The following is an 18,215-nucleotide window of genomic DNA, read 5'->3' as shown; positions in this document are numbered from 1 at the left end:
GTAAGAAAATTTTAATTTAATAGCTTAAAAAACGCATTTAATCGATGTTATTTGCGTTTAATCGATCAATTTGTCGTTTTATTCTTATCGAATTGGGTTGTGTTTTTTTCAGATCAATTATTTTTTCCTGATGATTTGGTTTGATTTAACAGTTTTTTGAAACGAATTAAAATAGTAGGTTCTTGCAAAATATTGATATATAGTATATTATTGATTTTATTTTAAAGAATATTGTATGTAAATTTGCAAACTCTTCAAAAGAGATGTAAATATAATATCTTACTACTTAAAACGTAGTTTATTCCTATGGAAAATAGAAAAAAAGTTGCCTTTTATACGCTTGGTTGCAAACTGAATTTTTCAGAGACTTCAACTATTGCCCGAAATTTTAACGATGAAGGTTTTGATCGTGTTGATTTTGAGGAAATAGCCGATATCTATGTTATCAATACCTGTTCGGTTACAGAGAATGCTGATAAGCAGTTTAAGCAGGTGGTGAAAAAAGCAATGAAACTGAATGAGAAAGCTTTTGTAGCGGCGGTAGGCTGTTATGCCCAGTTGAAACCAGAGGAATTAGCGGCTGTTGATGGAGTTGATTTGGTTTTGGGAGCTACAGAAAAGTTTAAAATTACAGATTATATTCATGACCTGAGCAAGAATGACATGGGTGAAGTACACTCTTGTGAAATTGCTGAGGCCGATTTTTATGTTGGAAGTTATTCTATTGGAGACCGTACCCGCGCTTTTTTGAAAGTTCAGGACGGCTGTGATTATAAATGTACGTATTGTACCATTCCATTAGCTAGAGGGATTTCGAGAAGTGATGCTTTGGAAAATGTATTGAAAAATGCCAAAGAAATCTCTGCTCAGGACATCAAAGAAATTGTTTTAACGGGAGTTAATATCGGAGACTACGGAAAAGGGGAGTTTGGGAATAAAAAACACGAGCATACTTTTCTGGACTTAGTTCAGGCTTTGGATAAAGTCGACGGGATTGAGCGTTTGAGAATATCTTCTATCGAACCTAATCTGCTAAAGAATGAAACGATTGACTTTGTTTCTAAAAGCCGAACTTTTGTACCGCATTTTCATATTCCGTTACAATCCGGAAGTAATGATATTTTGAAATTAATGAAGCGCCGTTATTTGCGTGAAGTGTATACAGAACGTGTTCATAAAATTCGTGAAGTAATGCCACATGCCTGTATTGGTGTAGACGTGATTGTTGGATTTCCGGGTGAAACAGACGAACATTTTTTAGAAACCTATCATTTCCTTAACGAAATGGATATTTCATATCTACATGTGTTCACGTATTCCGAAAGAGACAATACAGAAGCTGCAAATATGCCGGGGATTGTTCCGGCAAATGTAAGAGCGAAACGCAGTAAAATGCTTCGTGGATTATCAGTTAAAAAACGTCGTGCTTTTTATGAAAGTCAGTTAGGATCTAACAGAACTGTTTTGTTCGAAGGAGAAAATAAAGAGGGATACATTCATGGCTTTACGGAGAATTACGTAAAAGTAAAAACACCTTGGAATCCTGAACTGGTAAATACCCTTCAGGAAATAAATCTGACAAAAATTGACGAAGATGGAAGTGTTCGTCTGGAGTTTTTAAATAAACTGACAGAGGCTTAAGTTTTTTGTTTCGCAGAGATACACAAAGATTAGCACGGAGATACACAAAGTTTAGAGATAAAGTTTGTCATTTATGACAAAAACGAAAAAAGCCTCATTAATGAGGCTTTTTTCGTTTTTATATGAGAAGTCTCTGTGAATCTCGGCGAGAAACTCAGCGTATCTTCGCGGAATATTTTCAAATTCAAAGTTAAAGATTCTCTCCAACCATTAATTTCAGAGAATTAATGTAATCGGTATCAAATTCAATTACCCTTATCTTTTGTGGATTAAAGCTTAATTCACCACCAAACTGACCTTTTGTGTCCAGGAAATCGATGATAAGTTCTTCATCCGTTAGTTCGATTAGTTTTCCCAAATAAGCTGATTTTGCTGATTTTTTAGCAATCTGGAAAATACCGTATTTGTTTGTGATATAATTGATGATTGAATTCAAATCACGTATTGGAATGATATCCTCGGCATTTGTTCTCAAACCTTTTAAACGGATTACTTTTTCGGTAAATTCCAAATCCTGATCTCTGTGAATGGCTTCAATGTTTTTATTTTTTAATAGTACAAAACCATCCAGAACAAAATCTACAGGATTGTTTCGCAATAAAATCCAATCATCCGAATAATCAATAAGAAATCCGGTGTAAAGTTCTTTCTTATCGGTAAATTCTATGGCAATTAATTGTCTTAAATAGTTTTCCATCGTATAAAATTTTTGAAATCCCAATACTAAAATCCCAAATTTCAATTTTAAAGTAACGGGAATTTGGAATTTCAAAAGATTGGAATTTATTTTTTAGGGATTAGTAGACCAGATACTGCTGTTTTTAATGAAAACGCGACGGCTTAGTTTCAGTTGTGCCACAATCAGTTCGGCAATATCTTCAGGCTGCATTACTTTTTCAGGATTTCCGTCCGTCAGATTCAAATCTTTAGCCATATCGGTAGCTACTGTACTTGGGGTTAAAGCAGTAACGCGGATATTGTGTTTTCTCATTTCCTGCATCAAAGAATCGGTTAGACCTAAAACGGCAAATTTTGAAGCGCTGTAAGCGCTGGTAAGGGCGTTTCCGTTTAAACCTGCTGTCGATGAAATATTGATGATGTCTCCTGTTTGTCTTTCGATCATATTCGGAATAACGGCGCGGGTGGTATAATAGGTTCCCATAAGGTTGATCTGAATGATTCTTTCCCAGTCGTTTGGTTCTAATTCCAGAAATTTCCCAAAAGCACCAATTCCCGCGTTGTTGATTAAAATATCAATATTTTTAAATTCAGCTAATGCTTTTTCTACAGCACTATTTATCGAATTAATATCAGAAACATCAGCAGCTAAAGCCAAAGATTTTACACCTAAATTATTGATTTCGATGGCCAGTTGGTCAACATCAGCCTGGGTTCTTGAAATTAAAATTACATTTACTCCCTCGTTGGCAAGTGCAAGTGCGATTGCTTTTCCTATTCCTTTTCCGGCTCCTGTAATTAGGGCATTTTTATTTTTTAAGTCTGTCATGATTGTCATATTAGAAATGCGAAAGCATCATTTTAGTACCACAAAAATAAGGTTTTTGCTTCCTAAAATGATGCTTTAGATGTTTTCTTAATCTAAGTTTAACAACTTTTTCTATTCTTTCAAAACCATGTCAATACACATTACAGCGGCCAGAATTAATTGTCTTTGCGGACTGTCCTGTGCTACAGTTTCTTCAATTTGAAGAACATAATTATCGGCACTGGTAAAAAGTTCTTTCCCCATTCCTGCCCACTTTTTACTTACCTGAGCCAGCTGCTTATTTTCGTGGGTAAATTTGAAATCCCAGCCTGTCCATTTTCCCTGAAGTGTAGCAACCGGTTTTTCGTTTTTATCTAAAATTTCAAATTTACCTCCAAAAGAAAAGAACTTTTGTTTAAAGGTTCCTATCAGTCTCTCTTTTTCGTCAAAAACTTCAACATTCGATCTGAAAACAGCAATACCTCTTTTTACTGAGATTAGTTTTTCACCTGAAGCTGCTGCGATTTCAACATTAAAAGGTGTCATTCTTTTGTAATCGGTGAAGCGTAACATTTTAGTGAAGAATCCCAGATTATTTTCTCTGCAGTTCAGGATGATCTGATTGCTTTCCGGATTATAAATGTCATAGTTGTTTGATGCTTTAAACATGCCAACATGCTCTTTTACAAGAAATAAATTCTGATTTAAAATAGGGCTCATTAATTGATTGTGTGAAAATGATTAAAAAATATGATTGATCTCCTTCTGAAAGGGTTTCAAAAGGAGATCAAATGTAAAAATAATTTTGTTAATAAACCGCTGTTAAAAATGAAATCTGTGTTATCAAATTTCATTTATTTTCCTTTGTTGTGATAATTATAGCACCATTTATTCCTTTATTTCCGTAGAGTGAAGCTGCTTCAGTTTCCTTTAAAACTTTCATCTCTTTGATAGTATTCGGGTTTACTTTAGGAAAATCTTTGAAATTGATTATAACTCCATCAAGAATTACCAAAGGTGGATTAATAATAGATTTTTTTGATGGTGCACATATTATGATCTGACTATCGGTATTTACAGGTTTTGTATGAGATACCTCTTTTTCCTGTGCATGTGTTACGAGACAGATAAACATAGAAAAAGCCAATGAAGCAAGTTTTACATTTTTCATCATAAAATTTAATCGAATTTTGCAGCCTCAATTAAACGGATAAATTCAGCTTTGTATCCTTCCGGATCATTAGAGAGTCCTTGTTTAGCTAATTTCAAAATGGCATAAGAAGATTTATCTGAAATTAATTTTGAATCTCTTAGCTTCAGACCGAACCAGGCCACTGAGGTACTGAATTTAAAATCATCAGAGGTTTTTTCCAATGCAACCGATTTGTTTTCGATTACCTGTACCAGTTCAATGCTTTTATCTCCGTCCGGTTTTTTATAACGGAATTTTATAGTTGCCAGTTCATTGCTGTAATTTGTTCCGCCTTCTTCGACTTTGGTATATTTTAAAGCATCTGGCTGTTCTGCCAAATAATCGCTTTTTACTCCGGCAGGAATAATTTCATAAAGCGCCGTAACGGTATGATTGCTTCCAAGTTCTCCCGCATCAATAGCGTCATTTTTGAAATCTTCCGGACGTAATTTTCTATTTTCGTAACCGATTAAACGATAAGCCTGAATTTGTTTCGGATTGAATTCGATTTGAATTTTTACATCTTTGGCGATTGCAAACATCGAACCTTTGAACTCTTTTCCTAAAAAACGATTGGCCTCCTGGATGTTGTCGATATAAGCGTAGTTTCCATTTCCTTTATCGGCTAAAGTTTCCATCTTACTGTCTTTGTAGTTTCCCATTCCGTAACCCAGACAGGTAAGGAAAACGCCGGTTTTTCTTTTGTCCTCAATTAGCTTTTCCATGTCAGCGTTAGAAGTCTCTCCCACATTAAAATCTCCGTCAGTAGCCAGAATTACTCTGTTGTTTCCATTTTTGATAAAGTTTTCTGTCGCAATTTTATAAGCCAGTTCAATTCCTGCTCCTCCTGCAGTACTTCCTCCTGCATTTAATTTTTCAAGAGCATCAATAATGGTTTTCTTCTCGTCACCGGAAGTTGGAGGTAAAACCATTCCTGCTGCCCCGGCATAAACGACCATGGCAACTTTGTCTTTCGGACGTAATTCATTTACCAGTATTTTTAATGATTGTTTTAGTAAAGGCAATTTATTCATGTCGCTCATTGATCCTGAAACATCAATTAAGAAAACTAAATTAGACGCAGGCAAATTTTCGGTTGGGATGTTTTTTCCCTGTAAACCAATTTTAAGCACCTTGTTTTTGGCATTCCATGGTGAATCGCTTACTTCAGTATTAATAGAGAACGGATTTTGATCTTTTGGCTGTGGATAATTGTATTTAAAGAAGTTAACCATTTCTTCTACGCGAACGGCATCTTTTGGAACTGCTTGTCCGTTATTGATAAAGCGTCTCACATTGGTGTACGAAGCATTGTCAACATCAATAGAAAATGTAGAAAGCGGTGCTGTTTTTGGGCTTTCGAAGGCATTTTCGACAAAAGTATCGTAATCTTCCTCATTAGGTTCTACCGGTTTCGGAACCGTTATTTTTTTCAGTTTAGCATTTAGTTCCTTTTCGGTAAGACCTTTGTAGATGCTGTTTTTGGTAGCAATAATTATCGCTCCGTTTGAGGCTTTGCTTCCGTAAAGTGCAGTAGCTTCTGCTTCTTTTGCAACTTTTACTTCCTCCACATCATTCGGATTGATTTTCGAAAATTGATCGGATTTAACCGGAACACCATCGACAATATACAAAGGTTCATCTTTAGAAGAAATAGGTGCAGTCCCTCTTATCAGCACGTTTTGATTGGGTGAAGGCTGGACATAATTAGGTGTAACGGATAACCCCATGACTCTTCCCTGAAGTGTTGAGGTAATAGTTTTGGCAGCCATTTTCTTGTCACGATGGCTGTAGCTGGAGCTTTCGTAATCAGCATTTGAAGATCCATAACCCACGACTACTACTTCGCTAAGGGATTGCTGTTGGCCAATTAGTTTAACATTAATCACATTTTTATGGCCCACAGTTTGGGTTTGCGAGTTGAATCCAATATAACTAAAGATCAAAATGTCGCCTTTTTGCGCCTTGATGGAATATTTTCCGTCAAAATCAGTTTGTGTTGTTTTTTGGGTATTTTTAATCACTATAGTTACCCCCGGAAGCGGTATGCTAGCCTCGTCTGTAACGTTTCCTGTAATGATTTTCTCCTGAGCTGATGCTATGAAACATATAAGCATAGATAGGGCTAATGAAATAAGTTTTACGTTTTTCATGATAGTAATTTTTAGATGAATAATCGGGTGGATCGTAGTCTAAACGTTAAGCTTTAGAAACGACTTCTTGAAATTAAATTTGAGTTTTTACCGTTAGTTTTTCGCGGCGGGTTTTCCTTTTCGGGTGGTGATAATTACGACTCCTTTTTTTTCTTTATCGCCATATTTAGAGGTGGCTTCAAGGTCCTGAAGAACGGTGATCGTCTTGATTTCCTGTTTGTTTAAAGGGGCATACGGACTGGTTGGATTATTGCCAAATAATTCACTTTCGGAATAATAAATACCGTCAATAATGTACAAAGGAGCATCCAGTACTACAAGAGAATCTACATTTTCGGGCTGTAAATTTGGAAGCTCTGTCTGCATCATTTTGTCTCTTTTTGCATCGTCATTGTGCGACATGGCATTTCCGTTTAAAACAATTAGCGGAGCACTTTTTTTAGCCATTTGTACTGGTTTTTCGGCATAAGCCATTTTGGCTGACTCTCTTCGCGCTGCTCCGGCATAACCATAGTTTTGAATAGCTTTGTCTTTGGCAATGTTGTTTTCTGCCTCTTCTTCCTTAAGATATTCAGATGACGCAGCTACCGGAGGGATTGCCTGAGTTGCTACAGGTGCAGGAGCAGCTTCTGTTATTATCGCATTGTCGGCAGCATATTGTATTTCCTGTACCGCTACTTTTTGCTGTTGTTTGATTTGCTGATCCAGGATTTTTACAGCTTCGGCTTTAGGTAGTATTGGAGAATCTGAAGAAACAATGGCTTCTTTTTTCTCTAAAATAGGCTGTGTTGCTTTTTCTTCTTCGTTCACTACAACTTTAGGAGCCAGAACAGGAACCGTTTTGTCAGATTTTAGAAATTGTGCTCCCAAAGAAAGAAGTAATAAAAGAGAAGCTGCGACCGCAATTTTTTTCCATAACGAAATGGTTTTTTTGTCTTCCTTTTTGTCCAGTTTGTCTTCAAGGCGTGACCAGACTTTTTCCATTCCTGGAAAATCTTTAGATTCCGAGTTGTGTGCGGCCTCTTTAAATTTATCGAATATTTTATCTTGATTGTCCATGACTATTTTGCTTTTTGGTAATACAATTTATTTACTAATTCCTTTAATTTGGTTTTAGCGGCATTCAATTGTGATTTCGATGTGCCCTCAGAAATGTTTAACATAGCGGCTATTTCTTTATGTCCGAAACCTTCGATAATAAAAAGATTAAAAACCGTTTTACAACCGTCCGGAATATGATTTAGTAAATTCAGCAAATCTTCTTCTTCCAATGCGTTCACTTCTTCGGTAAAAGGCTGCGAAAGCAATTTGACGTCATCAAGGTACATGTTGAAATTGGTGTTTTTCTTGATGGTTGCCAAACAATGGTTGACGGTAATTTTTCGCGCCCAGGCTTCAAAAGCTAAAAGTTCTTTAAGTTGATCCAGCTTTGTAAATATGGTATAGAAAGCATCAGCCATAGCTTCTTCAATTTCTTCTTCCTTCTTAAGGTATCGTTTGCAAACGCGATACAGTTTTGGAGCCATATGCTCATAAACCTGACGCTGAGCATCGCGGTTCATTTTTTTGCAGTTGGATATGAGAGTTTCGTTTATCACAATTGTTGTCTTTCTTATATAGAGGGATAAAAAGATAAAAAGGTTGGGAGAGAAATGAAAAAAAGTTTAAAAAAGGCTTTTATTTTCTTAATAGATGGTTTTAAAGGTACGATTTTCTTCGTAAAAAAGAATTTAGTCATATTGCATCGCTTTAGATCTTTGCAAGATTATGGTAAAAAAGAATTCCGCAGCGACACGATATTTTGTGTTGTTGCGGAATTCGTTTTTAGAGGATTTAAATATAGGAATCCCTTCCTTACGGAAAATAGTTGAGGTTATTTAATTTGAAATTTTGAGTTACCAACCTGCCACAACGCAAAAGCAAACATATCGGCATCATCACCGTAGGTAATATCTAAATCATTAGAAAAATGTCCGTTAGCATAATTGACATGTAATAAGACAGGTTTATCTGAACCAGTGCTATTTTGTAAAGTAGCGGCAAACTTTCCAGGCTCCCAAGGAGAAACTCTAGGATCATTGATTCCGGTACGAAGTAATATTGCTGGATATTTTTCTCCCTTTTTAACTTTATTCTGAGCATCCATTTCTAATATATGCTTGACATCTTCTTTATTTTTTAAAGAACCAATTTCTGGAATCTGATTGGGACCATTTGGAGTTGTTTCCATTCTTATGGCATTTGTACAGCCAACCTCAATAAGAGCCACTCTAAAAAGATCTGGGCGTTCTGTAACTGCCCTTCCAATCAATACGCCGCCCATACTAACTCCATTTCCAATAAGTTTATCCGGGGAGGTATATTTTTCTTTGATCAAATATTCTGAACAGGCAATAAAATCTTTCCAAGTGTTTGGTTTTGTAGCCTTCATGCCGCCTTTGTGCCACTCATTGCCTTTTTCGCCACCACCACGTACATGAGCGATTGCAATTACAACGTTTTGTTCTAACAACGTCATTAGCGAAGGGCCAATAAAATAAGGAGTTGAACTAGATCCGTATGCGCCGTAACCAGTAATATAGCATGGTGTAGAACCATTCATTTTTATGTTTTTTGGATATATAATAGATAGCGGAACCATTACACCGTCATGGCTTGGTACTTCTATTTCTTTTACGGCATATTGTTGCGAATAATCAGGATAAGCTTTACTCGATATAAACTGTTCCGCTTTTTTTAATTTACCCGATAAAGCATTATAGTCATAATCTGTGGAGGGAGTAATCCAGCCATTGTTGGAAAAACTCATATTGTCATTCTCACGGGGATTTAAGGCAGCTCCTCCATTAGAACCTTTTGGCAAAGGGATCATTTTGATTTGTAAAGTCTTTGCATTAATCTGATATTTGTCCTGATTGATTCCGTCACTCAATGAATAATAAATAAAGTTTTTAGATTTTTGCATTCTTCGAAGTACTTTGTTCGTTTCAGGAACGACAATTGTAGCTTTTTTAAAATCAGGGTTTTTAATGTCAATAAAACCTATTTTGTAATTTGGAGCATTTTTATGAGAAAGGAAAAAAACTTTGTCACCAATTATATGACTGCTTGTTACTTCGTCTTCGAATTTAATTAGAGGTTTCCAGTTTATTTTAATATTATTTAGTTCTGAGAACGGGGCATAAAAAGATAATTCTTCATTTTTTGTAGATCCAATACGAAGAATAATATATGAATAATTATCAGAAAAGGAGATGTCTGGAAACTGTTCCGAAAGAATATTCAAATTAGGATTATTATTTTTTGAGGCCAGAACTTTGTCGGTTTCCGGATTGGTACCAATAATATGAATCAAAGCTTTCATGTTTTTTAAAAAATCATCGCTATTACTGTCACCACTACTCATTTTTGTGTAGGTTATTGCTTTGCTGTCCGGAGTAAAATCAAAATTAAATTCGCTCCAAACGGGAGTCAGTTTATCTGAAAGAAATGTTTTTGATTCGAGATCCATGATTCGAAGTTCACAAACTTCACTGCCATTTTCGGCTAAAGTAATGGCTAATTTCTTTTGGTCAGGGCTTACCTCATAGTCCGTAATTGTTGCCCCTTTTTTGAAGGCTTCAGGGTCTAGTAATAGAATTTCGGCTCCATTAATTCCTTTTCTAAAGTACAATTTATAAATGCTTTCTCCTTTTTTGTTTTTGGTATAGTAATAGTTTTCACCTAGTTGACTAACAACGCCATAACTATCCCCGCCTAAAGACTGAATTTCTTTCATTCTGCTAAAAAGAGCATCACGTCCGGGAATCTTTTTAATAACAGTATTGGTGTAATCCCCCTGATCTTTGAACCATTTTTGAACCTCAGGGTTTTTCATGTCTTCAAGCCAGCGATATGAATCAGTTATCTTAGTGCCAAAATAATCATCCACTACAGGATGCTCGGGAGTAGCTGGATATTGGTATTGTGCCTGCGTAGTTTGACTTGTAATAAAAATTAGAAGAGCTAAAGTGGTTTTCCGGATCATTTTTTTTGGTAGTTTATAGTTTGTTTGGTAAAGTTAGTTTGTAAATCTTCGTTTCTAAAAGCTCCGTATCATTATCCTCGCATAGCAAAAACTCGATTGTATTGTTTTCTTTTTTATAGAAAGTCAAACCTTCAAATTTATTAGTTGAGGTAATTTTTTGAGTGAAATCAATTTTCATCGTTTTAAGATCAATTCTTCCAATGAAGCTCCCCAGAATTTCACCGTCATCATAAGTCGATTTGGTGTTTTCTACTGTAGAAAGGAAATAGATTTTATCTTCCACCAGAATAGCATCAGTAAAACTGGAGCGAATGCCTTTTATTTTTGGAAGTTTATAATTGGTTGCAACCAGAGCAAATTCTTCTCCCAGGCTTTTAGCATGGATGGTAAAAATGGTGTTTTTGTTAGAGATTCCGTTACCACGATTGAACAGGTACCAATTCTCACCATCAAAAATAGAACCTTCCAGATTAAAGTCTTCCGGTTTTATTTCGCCAAAACTTTGCATTAAAGCATATAAATCGACCAGATTGTTTTTTTGCAGTATGGCTTTCTTTTTAAGATCGAAGGCAATCATTTTGTTTCGGTTTTCGGTAGAACCGGAACCAAAAACATAAAGCGTATCGTTATGGTTGGTTAAAGACTCAAAATCAGGTTTAAGATTTTTGGCGATATTTTTCGTTGGATTGTCAATTAAAGGGTGTTCGTTCAATTGCTGATTCTGCATGTTGTATTCGTACAGGAAACCACTGTTATCCCCAACAAGGTAAAGTGAATTGTCAGTAAAAAATAATCCGGATGCCGATCCGATTCCGATGATTTGAAATAATATTTCTAAGGTAAATTTTTCCATGAATGCTGTTTTGTAAATAAAATCGCTGTCCCTGAAAGTATTAGAAGGGATAGCAGGGATATGCTTTGTAAAAATAGTATATTTACTAGTATAAAAACTCACAAATTATGAAATCGATAGATCCGAATGATTTTAAAGTTACAGAAAAAATAAGACTAGCAAAGATTCCAACTTTACTTGACATCGATGCTGATAGTGATGAAAAAGAAGCCAGACTGGATAAGGTACAGGCCAAACTAAGCAATTTGCAGGATGTAATGTATGCGCACAATAAGTACGCGGTTTTAATCTGCCTGCAGGGAATGGATACTTCAGGAAAAGACAGCCTGATCAGGGAAGTTTTTAAAGAGTTTAACCCGCGTGGGGTAGTGGTGCACAGTTTTAAAACTCCTAATTCGACTGAATTGGAACATGATTATCTTTGGAGACATTATATTGCTTTGCCGGAAAAAGGGAAGTTTGCAATTTTTAACCGTACGCATTACGAGAATGTTTTGGTTACGAGGGTGCATCCGGAATATATTTTGGGAGAAAATTTACCGGGAATCAACTCGGTGGAGGATATTACACCGAAGTTCTGGAAAAGGAGAATCGAGCAGATCAATAATTTTGAAAGGCATATTGCCGAAAATGGAACTATTGTGCTGAAGTTTTATCTTCATTTAAGTAAAGAAGAACAAAGACAGCGTTTGCTGCGTCGCTTGGAAGAGGAGAAGCACCACTGGAAATTTTCGCCTGGTGATTTAAAAGAACGCGAACATTGGGACGAATACCAACAATATTATGAAGAAGCGATCAACAGAACTTCGACTGAACACGCACCATGGTATGTTGTTCCGGCAGATGATAAGGAAATGGCACGTTACATAGTGGCCAAGACCATCTGGGAGGAAATGCAAAAACATACCGACATCAAAGAACCTGAATTAGACGATAAAATAAAAGCCAATATTGAGCTTTATAAACAACAGCTTAGAAAAGAGTCTTAGGGCTTGTTTAGAATTTATTTTTGAGATTTATTATCAAAGGATTTGTGAGCGAAACAAGGCAAATTTTTATAGAATAGCAGCGCTATTGTATAAAAATTTAACGAAGTTGCAGCCAGAAATCATCATAAGAAAGCCAATAAATAAATTCTAAACAAGCCCTTAAATAAGACTCTTTTTTTTGCACTAATGTTAATGGAAGTTTATGAGTGTTTTGTAGTACTAATTTAATGTTAACGTTTTTTTGTTTTATAACGCTTTTTAGGAAAACTGTTGATTTTTTGATAATATCTAAATCATTTTAAGTTAAAGAGCAGGGGGTTACTTTGTAAAAAAAATAAAAACCCAATTTTTAACTACATGAAAAGAATTATTTTACCTCTATTTGTGCTCGGTTCGTTGCTTACATCTTGTAATAACGATTCTAAAGACGAAGCAGAAACAACAAGTGTTGTACTGAAGGATCAATCTGTAACACCAAGTTTAATAAAAGCTCAGGCAGGATTTGAAAGTTTGAAAATTTACTCTCTTTTTAGTTCAGATGATGTTTTTGCAGACAGTCCTAAATTTGTTTTTGGAGGTTCTGCTGATGGTTCAGGTTTATTGAAAAACACAGACGGGACTTTTACCTTCTTAGTAAATAACGAAGACAATTTTGCAGTTTCGAGAATTACTTTAGACAAGACATTCAAACCTACAAAAGGAGAGTATTTACTAAACTCCAGCGGAGGAACATGGAGATTGTGTGGCGCTACTATGGCTACTCAGGCTGAACACGGTTTCGGACCTCTTTATCTTACTTGTGGAGAGTCTGGAGAAGAATCCCGTACACATGCTTTAGATCCTTACGCAAGTGCAGGAGGAGCATCGGTTTCTAAAGAATTGGCAGGATTTGGACGTTTAAGTGCTGAAAATGCTTTACCATTGCGTTCTACTGCTTACAAAGGAAAAACGGTTGTAGTAATTGGTGATGATGACTCAGGAACTTACGGAGGTCAGGTTTTCATGTATGTATCCAATACAGTTGGTGATTTGAGCGGAGGATCTTTGTACATGCTAAAAAGAAATGACAGCAATCAAAGAGAAAAAGACATGACTGTGGACCAAACCTATCCTGTTTCTTTTGTGAAAATTGACAACCACACTACTTTAACAGGAGCTCAGATCAATGCATCTGTAAATACTTTGAAAGCAATCAAATTTGGTCGTGTTGAAGATTTAGATTACCGCAAAGGAGGTAACAATGCTGACCGTGAATTGTATTTTAACGTAACCGGACAAGATATCACAGGAACAAATGCCGATGCTTCCAGAACAAAATACGGTAGAGTTTACCGATTAAATCTTGATGCTGCAGATCCGTTAAAAGGAACTTTAGAGCTGGTTTTAGATGGTGACAACCGTAGTGGAAAAGCAGGGAAATTTCAAAACCCGGATAATATCTGCGTAACTTCAAATTATGTTTATGTTCAGGAAGATGCAAACGGATACGGTGACGAAACACACGATGCTTATATCTATCAATACAATATCGCTACAAAAGAATTAAAAGTGGTATTGGAACTAGATCACCGTCGTACTCAGACTGATGCTGCCAAATACAACGTAGGGAAACTATCTAAATTTGGAGATTGGGAATACGGTGCTATGATCGATGTATCAGATCAGTTGGGTATTCCGGATACTTTCATGTTGAGCATCCAGCCTCATACCTGGACTGGTGAAAAATACAAAGGAGTTGACGGAGGAACAAATCGCCCGAACGAGCAACAAGCAAGTCAAATTGTAGTGATTAAAGGTTTAGCGAGATAAATTTTAAAGCATTATAAAAACAGTCATCCACTATCTCAATTTGAGGTAGTGGTTTCTGTTTTTCTGAATATTTCCCTTTTAATTTTTAAAACACATGAAAAAAATATACGGTTTGTTTTTCCTGCTGGCATTGGTAGCCTGTCAGAAAAAAGACAAACATCAGGAAGTAAATGAACTGTTTCAGTCTGATATTACTTTACTGATTGAGAAGGTTGCCAAGTTGAAATATTCCGTACAGTCGGATTCTACTGCAGTACAAATTCAGAGACAATTTCTTGAAGCACATCAGAGTTACAAAAGTGTCGAAATGATAAGTGAGTATTATTCGCCTGCGGTTTCTAAGGCAATAAACGGCCCTGCAATACCGGAGTTTGAAGAAAATGATAAAGTGACTGTTCCGCCGGAAGGATTTCAGGTTATTGAAGAATTGGTTTTCCCTAAATATGACAAAGAACATAAAAAAGAATTGCTTCAGGAGTTAGGTGTCTTGTCGGCTAATTTGACTCGTTTAGAGAAAGTTTCAAAAAACAATCAATTGACAGACGCGCATGTTTTTGATGCGATGCGATTGGAAGTATATCGAATGGTTACTTTAGGAATAACGGGATTTGATTCCCCTGTTGCACTGAACTCACTTCCTGAAGCTATGGCAGCTTTAGAAACTATCGAGAAATATTACAAAGTGTATGTCGAAGATAAAGCGGTTTCAAATTCGAATGAAGTGCTTGAAATATTGAAGAAAGGACAGCAATATTTAAAAACAAATACCAATTTTAATGCCTTTGACCGGGCGTATTTTATCAAAGAAATCGCCAATCCATTAAACAAAGGACTCTTTAAAACCAGATCAGAATTGGGTATTCCGCTGATGAAAGAACAACGAGGCTTAAAAGCAACAGCGCAGACTCTATTTGATTCAGCAGCATTTGATCCCGAGGCATTTTCAGGTTTCCCGGATTATGAAACAACGCCCGAGAAAATTGCGTTAGGAAAAAAGCTGTTCAATGATCCGGTTTTATCAGGAAACAACACCCGTTCCTGTGCTTCGTGTCATCATGCCGATAAAGCTTTTACCGACGGATTGGAAAGAGCCGTTTCATTAGACGGAAAATCGATGCTCCAGCGCAACACACCGACACTTAATCATATTGCTTTTCAGCGTGTATTTTTTGATGATTCCAGAGTCAGTTATCTCGAAGATCAGGCCATTGCTGTAATTAAAAATGAAAACGAAATGCACGGTTCGTTGGAGAAATCAGCTTTAGTGCTTCAAAAGAATCCGGACTATGTGCGAGATTTCAAAAAAGCTTTCCCAAAAGGCACTATCAATGAATTTGAGATCAAGAATGCTTTGGCTTCTTATATTCGGTCATTGAGTCAGTACGATTCAAAATTTGATGCTTATATGCAAAATAAAGAGAATTTCACGCCGGATGAAAAAGCAGGTTTTAATTTGTTTGCCGGAAAAGCTAAATGTGCGACCTGTCATTTTATTCCGTTAACCAACGGAACAGTTCCTCCTAATTTTGACCGATCGGAGAGTGAAATATTGGGTGTTCCGAATAAAAGCAAAAAGCTGGACGGAGATTTAGGAAAGTTTGTCATCACACAGGCGGCTATTCATAAACATTCTTTTAAAACGCCAACGATCCGAAACATTACACTTACCGCTCCTTACATGCACAATGGAGTTTACAACACTCTTGAAGAAGTAATCGACTTTTATAATGAAGGAGGAGGTTTAGGTTTAGGATTCGATCTTCCGAATCAAACTTTACCTGAAGACAAGTTAAACTTATCAGAGTTGGAGAAAAAACAGCTCATCGCCTTCATGAGAACTTTGACGGACAAAAAGTATCTGAAGTAATAGAATACTTTTAATTATATTCAAACCCGACAGGTTTCAAAAACCTGTCGGGTTTCTTTCGTAAAGTAGATTAGGAAGTCCGTTAGTCAAAACGTAACTACCGTTCATCAAACTAATTTTAATAGCGTTTCAGGTTTGTGCTCCTTTGTATCAAATTAATAAACACTATTATCATGAACACGTACAAATTATTATGGTTGACAGCTTTTTTTACATTAATCTCTTTTAAATTGCAGGCACAATCTCCGCTTCCTATTCATGTTGGAATAAAAGCAGGATCAAACTATTCCGAACTTCCGACTTCAAAAGGTCTAGATTCAAAGTATGCAGCAGGTTTTTTTGGAGGTGCGATGGCACGATTTGATTTCAAGCGCTTCTATATTCAAAATGAAATTCTCTACAGCGAGAAATCTTCGAAAATCGAAAAAACAGCTTCTTTACCCTCTAAAAATTTAAAATGGAGAAGCCTCGAAGTACCGTTGGTAATTGGTTACAAAATAATCGATCAATCGTTGCTCAACGTAAGAGTTTTTGGAGGAGGAGTTTATTCTTATGTGTTGGATGAAAATGTTTCCTCTGTAAGTCAGTTGAAAACTACCTATGGAAAATTTAACAAGTCCAATATAGGCTATCAGGTTGGAGCAGGAATCGAAATTTCGAAATTTACATTAGATATCACTTATCAGGGAGGGTTGAACAACGTAAGTAAGGAGTTTAGTTCGAAGCCAAATTCGTTTAACATTGGGGTTGGTTATTTCATATTTTAAACAGGCTTTTTTGGTTTGGCCTTGTCAGCAGCAAAGAATCTTTTTTGGTTCTTTGCTGTTTGTTTGAAAAATATAGGGCTATTTTTGAACAGGAAGCTTCTCATCAATTTTTTATTCTTTTAGAATGGTTGTACTAAATAAATACAGGCACCGAATATTTTTAGTTTTTTTCTGGTGCTTACTCGGAATAACGATCTGGTCGCAGATGATAGAGGCTTACGGTTTTCTATCGGCTGCTTTTCAGGCGTTTTTGATTTTACTGTGTTCGGGTCTTCTGGCACATTTTCTTAGTGATATGGTATTGCCTGTTGCATTGCGTGAAAGAAGAATGGCGCTATTTGCAGTGCAAAGTGTTATTATAGTTTTGATACTTTCATTTTGTCTGGCCGTTATTTATGCTGTCTTTTCAAATTCACATACCCGTGCACGATTGTATCCCGAAGAAGCAAACATGACCATGATTCAGTTTTTATTTGCACGATTTTTTGGCAGCATCCCCGCAGCTATTTTAATTTGCGGTACCGCTTGTGGGCTTCGTTTTTATCAGGAGCATAACGTAATCGAAAGAAACCATGCTCAGCTACAACAGGTTCATCTCGAGGCACAAATCAAGATTTTGCAGGATCAGATTAATCCACATCTCATGTTTAATGTGCTCAATCATATTCATATTTTGATGCAGAGTGACGTAAAACTGGCTTCGGATTTACTGATTCGGTTCTCGGATATTTTGAGGTATCAATTGTATGAATGTAACAAAGAATACGTACCGCTGCATCTTGAAATAAAATACCTGAAAGACTTAATTGGAGTCGAAGAAACGAGATGGGGCAATGAATTAAAAGTAAAATGCAAGTGGAGTATCGAAGATGCTCAGCTTCAGATCGCACCATTGCTTTTAGTTCCTCTAATAGAAAATGCATTCAAGCACGTTTCAAGGCTTCCGGGGCAAAAAGGATATGTGCATTTGTCGTGTAAGCAAGCTGAGAAACAATTGCATTTTAAGATCGAGAATTCTTATACAGAACAATACAAAATCCCTTCAAAGAATCAAGGACTCGGACTTGAAAATGTAAAAAAAAGACTGGCAATTCAATATCCCGACAAACACCAGTTAAACATCATTAAAACCGATTTTGATTTTACAGTAATTGTGGTTTTAGATCTGAAGTAAAAAGTTTTATTGTTTTTAGATAGTTTAATGTTATTATGTTAAGAGATTTTAGACTGAAGATTAACGATTGCAGATTTCTGACTTGGTATTGGTGAAAAGGAATATTATCTATTTTTAGACATCTGAAATTAAAAATCGTTAATCAAAAATCGACAATCATTTTTAGCTGTTTTTCTTTAACTTAAGGGCATGGCTCTGTAGTTATTGGTACATATTGAAGAAAAAAATAAAAAAAAAACTGTTTAATCTGCACAATC

Annotated in this window: 15 protein-coding genes; 6 read left to right on the top strand and 9 right to left on the bottom strand. The window is 36.1% G+C overall.

Annotation, left to right across the window (positions count from 1 at the left end; translation table 11 throughout):
* The first annotated feature begins 306 nt into the window (after positions 1 to 306).
* Complete coding sequence (gene mtaB, locus ACAM30_RS03210) at positions 307 to 1,641, top strand: tRNA (N(6)-L-threonylcarbamoyladenosine(37)-C(2))-methylthiotransferase MtaB (protein ID WP_369617217.1); 1,335 nt, start codon at positions 307 to 309, stop codon at positions 1,639 to 1,641.
* A gap of 190 nt (positions 1,642 to 1,831) precedes the next feature.
* Here the strand turns inward: mtaB and ACAM30_RS03205 are convergent, their stop codons facing one another.
* From ACAM30_RS03205 to ACAM30_RS03165, 9 genes are all read right to left on the bottom strand, one after another.
* The gene (locus ACAM30_RS03205) at positions 1,832 to 2,338 is read right to left on the bottom strand and encodes a hypothetical protein (RefSeq protein ID WP_369617216.1); all 507 of its coding nucleotides are present in this window, start codon (positions 2,336 to 2,338) and stop codon (positions 1,832 to 1,834) included.
* Between the two features lie 93 nt (positions 2,339 to 2,431).
* Complete coding sequence (locus tag ACAM30_RS03200) at positions 2,432 to 3,148, bottom strand: 3-ketoacyl-ACP reductase (protein WP_369617215.1); 717 nt, start codon at positions 3,146 to 3,148, stop codon at positions 2,432 to 2,434.
* 111 nt (positions 3,149 to 3,259) lie between these two features.
* Entirely contained in the window at positions 3,260 to 3,847 is a 588-nt protein-coding gene (locus ACAM30_RS03195; RefSeq protein WP_369617214.1) for a phospholipid scramblase-related protein, read from the bottom strand.
* Between the two features lie 130 nt (positions 3,848 to 3,977).
* A complete protein-coding gene (locus ACAM30_RS03190; RefSeq protein ID WP_369617213.1) occupies positions 3,978 to 4,301 on the bottom strand; it encodes a TonB-dependent receptor plug domain-containing protein in 324 nt (107 codons plus the stop codon).
* A 5-nt stretch (positions 4,302 to 4,306) separates the two neighbouring features.
* The gene (locus ACAM30_RS03185) at positions 4,307 to 6,472 is read right to left on the bottom strand and encodes a von Willebrand factor type A domain-containing protein (protein WP_369617212.1); all 2,166 of its coding nucleotides are present in this window, start codon (positions 6,470 to 6,472) and stop codon (positions 4,307 to 4,309) included.
* Positions 6,473 to 6,565: 93 nt separating this feature from the next.
* Positions 6,566 to 7,531 carry a hypothetical protein gene (locus tag ACAM30_RS03180; RefSeq protein WP_369617211.1) on the bottom strand — a complete coding sequence of 322 codons (966 nt, stop codon included), beginning with the start codon at positions 7,529 to 7,531 and terminating at the stop codon, positions 6,566 to 6,568.
* 2 nt (positions 7,532 to 7,533) lie between these two features.
* Entirely contained in the window at positions 7,534 to 8,034 is a 501-nt protein-coding gene (locus tag ACAM30_RS03175; RefSeq protein ID WP_369617210.1) for an RNA polymerase sigma factor, read from the bottom strand.
* A gap of 311 nt (positions 8,035 to 8,345) precedes the next feature.
* Positions 8,346 to 10,499 carry a prolyl oligopeptidase family serine peptidase gene (locus ACAM30_RS03170; RefSeq protein ID WP_369617209.1) on the bottom strand — a complete coding sequence of 718 codons (2,154 nt, stop codon included), beginning with the start codon at positions 10,497 to 10,499 and terminating at the stop codon, positions 8,346 to 8,348.
* A gap of 13 nt (positions 10,500 to 10,512) precedes the next feature.
* Entirely contained in the window at positions 10,513 to 11,352 is an 840-nt protein-coding gene (locus tag ACAM30_RS03165) for a hypothetical protein (protein ID WP_369617208.1), read from the bottom strand.
* Positions 11,353 to 11,459: 107 nt separating this feature from the next.
* Here ACAM30_RS03165 and ACAM30_RS03160 point away from each other — a divergent pair, with 107 nt between their 5' ends.
* The 5 genes from ACAM30_RS03160 to ACAM30_RS03140 all read left to right on the top strand — a co-directional run bounded on the left by ACAM30_RS03160 (position 11,460) and on the right by ACAM30_RS03140 (position 17,958).
* Complete coding sequence (locus ACAM30_RS03160; protein WP_369617207.1) at positions 11,460 to 12,341, top strand: PPK2 family polyphosphate kinase; 882 nt, start codon at positions 11,460 to 11,462, stop codon at positions 12,339 to 12,341.
* 357 nt (positions 12,342 to 12,698) lie between these two features.
* Positions 12,699 to 14,150, top strand: coding sequence for a hypothetical protein (locus ACAM30_RS03155; RefSeq protein WP_369617206.1), 1,452 nt, complete (start codon positions 12,699 to 12,701; stop codon positions 14,148 to 14,150).
* A gap of 94 nt (positions 14,151 to 14,244) precedes the next feature.
* The gene (locus ACAM30_RS03150) at positions 14,245 to 16,017 is read left to right on the top strand and encodes a cytochrome-c peroxidase (RefSeq protein ID WP_369617205.1); all 1,773 of its coding nucleotides are present in this window, start codon (positions 14,245 to 14,247) and stop codon (positions 16,015 to 16,017) included.
* A 173-nt stretch (positions 16,018 to 16,190) separates the two neighbouring features.
* Complete coding sequence (locus tag ACAM30_RS03145; RefSeq protein WP_369617204.1) at positions 16,191 to 16,784, top strand: porin family protein; 594 nt, start codon at positions 16,191 to 16,193, stop codon at positions 16,782 to 16,784.
* Between the two features lie 205 nt (positions 16,785 to 16,989).
* The gene (locus tag ACAM30_RS03140) at positions 16,990 to 17,958 is read left to right on the top strand and encodes a sensor histidine kinase (RefSeq protein ID WP_369617203.1); all 969 of its coding nucleotides are present in this window, start codon (positions 16,990 to 16,992) and stop codon (positions 17,956 to 17,958) included.
* The last annotated feature ends 257 nt before the right edge of the window (positions 17,959 to 18,215 follow it).

Origin of the sequence: Flavobacterium sp. CFS9 (assembly GCF_041154745.1) — a bacterium.
GTDB lineage: Bacteria > Bacteroidota > Bacteroidia > Flavobacteriales > Flavobacteriaceae > Flavobacterium.
This window is presented reverse-complemented; position numbering and strand designations above follow the sequence as displayed.